Source organism: Halomonas sp. BM-2019, assembly GCF_017584085.1.
In genome coordinates, this window is sequence record NZ_CP071922.1 from 134,113 (window position 1) to 137,239 (window position 3,127).

The 3,127-nt window shown below is 68.5% G+C and carries 3 protein-coding genes; all 3 read left to right on the forward strand.

Annotation, left to right across the window (positions count from 1 at the left end):
- Positions 1-1,258 (forward strand): homogentisate 1,2-dioxygenase (hmgA, locus tag J5F18_RS00715; RefSeq protein WP_346300459.1); only part of this gene is annotated, 1,258 nt, incomplete at its 5' end.
- Positions 1,259-1,407: 149 nt separating this feature from the next.
- Positions 1,408-2,439 carry a fumarylacetoacetate hydrolase family protein gene (locus J5F18_RS00720; RefSeq protein ID WP_346300460.1) on the forward strand — a complete coding sequence of 344 codons (1,032 nt, stop codon included), beginning with the start codon at positions 1,408-1,410 and terminating at the stop codon, positions 2,437-2,439.
- Between the two features lie 27 nt (positions 2,440-2,466).
- On the forward strand, positions 2,467-3,111 hold the full coding sequence (maiA, locus tag J5F18_RS00725) for a maleylacetoacetate isomerase (RefSeq protein WP_346300461.1): 645 nt from the start codon (positions 2,467-2,469) through the stop codon (positions 3,109-3,111).
- Positions 3,112-3,127: the final 16 nt, after the last annotated feature.

Below are 3,127 nucleotides of genomic sequence, written 5' to 3' on the forward strand. Positions count from 1 at the left end.
CGAGGCCCTGCCCGGGGCCCTGCCCGAGGGGCAGAACTCCCCTCAGAAGTGTGCCTACGGCCTCTATGCCGAACAGCTGACCGGCTCGGCCTTCACGGCGCCGCGCCACCAGAACCTGAGAAGCTGGCTCTACCGCATCCGCCCCTCGGTGGTGCAGAGTGCCTACCGGCCGCTGGAGAACCGCCGGGTTCACACCTCGCCGCCCAGCAAGCCCGCCGCCGATCCCAACCAGATGCGCTGGGATCCGGCCCCGCTGCCCTCTGAGCCCACCGACTTCGTCGACGGCTTGCTGACCATCGCCGTCAACGGCGATGCCGGCGCCCAGACCGGCGTGGGCGTGCATGTCTACGCCTTCAACCGGGACATGACCGAGCGCTTCTTCTACAACGCCGACGGCGAGCTGCTGTTTGTTCCCCAGCTGGGCGCGCTGCGGCTGCGCACCGAGTTCGGCGAGATCGAGGTGGGCAACGGCGAGATCGCGGTGATCCCCCGCGGCGTCAAGTTTCAGGTGCGCCGCGCCGCCGGCGTCGAAGCCGCGCGCGGCTATCTCTGCGAGAACCATGGCAGCCCGATGGAACTGCCCGGCCTCGGCCCCATCGGTGCCAACGGCCTGGCCAACCCGCGTGACTTCCAGAGCCCGGTGGCCGCCTTTGAAGACCTCGAGGGCGACTTCTCGCTGGTGGCCAAGTTCTCCGGCCGCTTCTGGGAGACGCGCCTTGGCCACTCGCCCCTGGACGTGGTGGCCTGGCACGGCAACTACGCGCCCTACAAGTACGACCTGGCCCACTTCAACACCATCAACACGGTGAGCTTCGACCACCCCGACCCATCGATCTTCACCGTGCTGACCTCCGCCTCCGACACCCCGGGGATGGCTAACCTGGACTTCGTGATCTTCCCGCCGCGCTGGATGGTGGCCGAGAACACCTTCCGCCCGCCCTGGTTCCACCGCAACCTGATGAGCGAGTTCATGGGCCTGGTCCACGGCGAGTACGACGCCAAGGCGGAGGGCTTCCTGCCGGGTGGCGCCAGCCTGCACAACTGCATGTCGCCCCACGGCCCGGATGCCGAGACCTTCGAGAAGGCCAGCAACGCCGAGCTCAAGCCGCAGCATCAGGGCGATACCCTGGCCTTCATGTTCGAGAGCCGCTACGTCTACCACCCCACCGAGGCGGCGCTGGAGGCGGAGTATCGCCAGCGCGACTACGTGGACGTCTGGTCGACCCTGCGCTCGCACTTCGACCCCACCAAGGCATAAGCACCACCGCGTGGGAGGGCGCTTTAGCGCGCGAAAGGGTTAAGCGGCAACCGATACAGCCGCCCCCCAGGCGCCTCACGGCGCCATCGCCCGATGAATCGGCCTCCCACCACAACCGCACTTGCCTCGACGACAAGGATTAACCCCCCATGAAACTCGCCACCCTTAAACTGGATACGCAAGAGCACGGCCGCGACGGCGAACTGATCATCGTCTCCCGCGACCTCTCCCGCGCCGTCTCCGCCGCCGATATCGCCCCCACCCTGCAGCAGGCCATTGAAAGCTGGGACGCGCTGAGCCCCAGGCTCGAGGCGCGCTACGCCGAGCTCAACGAGGGCCGCGCCGAAGGCGCCTTCGCCCTCGACCAGAGCGCACTGCATTCGCCGCTCCCGCGCACCTACCACTGGGCCGACGGCTCCGCCTACCTCAACCACGTCAAGCTGGTGCGCCAGGCGCGCAACGCCGAGATGCCCGAGACCTTCTGGACCGACCCGCTGATGTACCAGGGCGGCGGCGACAAGTTCCTCGCCCCCTGTGATGACATCGAGGCGATCAGCGAGGAGCACGGCATCGACTTCGAGGGCGAGATCGCCGTGATCACCGACGACGTGCCCATGGCGGTCACCCCCGAGCAGGCGACCGGCCACATCAAGCTGGTGATGCTGGTCAACGACGTCAGCCTGCGCGGCCTGATCCCCGGCGAGCTGGCCAAGGGCTTCGGCTTCTTCCAGGCCAAGCCCGCCTCGAGCTTCTCGCCCATCGCCGTAACCCCGGACGAGCTGGGCGACGCCTGGCAGGAGGGCAGGGTCCACCTGCCGCTCACCGTGCACCTCAACGGCGAGAAGTTCGGCGAGCCCGAGGCGGGCCCCGACATGGTCTTCGGCTTCCCCGAGCTCATCGCCCATGCGGCCAGGACCCGGTATCTCGGCGCCGGCGCCATCGTCGGCTCCGGCACCGTCTCCAACCCGGACGCCGACGGCGGCCCCGGCAAGCCGATCAGCGAGGGCGGCGTGGGCTACAGCTGCCTGGCCGAGGTGCGCATGGTGGAGCAGATCCTCCACGGCCAGGTAAAGACCCCCTTCCTGCGCTTCGGCGACCGGGTGCGCATCGAGATGTTCGACCGCGAGGGCAAGAGCATCTTCGGCGCCATCGACCAGCAGGTGGCGAAGTACCAGCCCTGAAGTATCAAACCAAGTAAGGAGGGCCCCATGACCACGCTCTACGGCTACTTCCGCTCCTCGGCCGCCTACCGGGTGCGCATCGCCTTGAACCTCAAGGGCCTGGCCTATGACCAGGTCCCGGTCAACCTGGTCAAGGGCGAGCAGCGCGGCGATGCCAACCTGGCGCGCCATCCCCAGGGGCTGGTGCCGAGCCTGGTGACGGACGACGGCCTGGTGCTCACCCAGTCCCTGGCGATCTGCGAGTATCTGGACGAACTCCACCCCAGGCCGGCCCTGCTGCCCGAGGCGCCGGCGGAGCGTGCCCGGGTGCGGGCCCTGGCCCAACTGGTGGCCTGCGAGATCCACCCGCTCAACAATCTGCGGGTGCTCAAGTACCTGGTCCACGAGCTGAAGCTGGACGAGGAGGCCAAGCTGGGTTGGTACCGCCACTGGGTGACCGGCGGCTTCGACGCCCTGGAGACGATGCTCTCCCGGGAGGCTGGCAGCGGCGACTTCTGCCACGGCGACACCCCCACCCTGGCGGACCTCTGCCTGGTGCCCCAGGTGTTCAACGCCGAACGCTTCGCCTGCGACCTCTCGGCCTACCCGCGGATCCGGCGCATCGTCGCCAACTGCCGGACGCTGCCCGCCTTCCAACGAGCGGCCCCGGGCGCGCAGCCGGACGCCGGCTGAGCTATAAGCCGGCTAA

Excerpts from the sequence above, each read along its gene's own strand:
- J5F18_RS00720 (WP_346300460.1), top strand. The coding sequence starts at position 1,408 with ATGAAACTCGCCACCCTTAAACTGGATACGCAAGAGCACGGCCGCGAC.
- maiA (WP_346300461.1), top strand. The coding sequence starts at position 2,467 with ATGACCACGCTCTACGGCTACTTCCGCTCCTCGGCCGCCTACCGGGTG.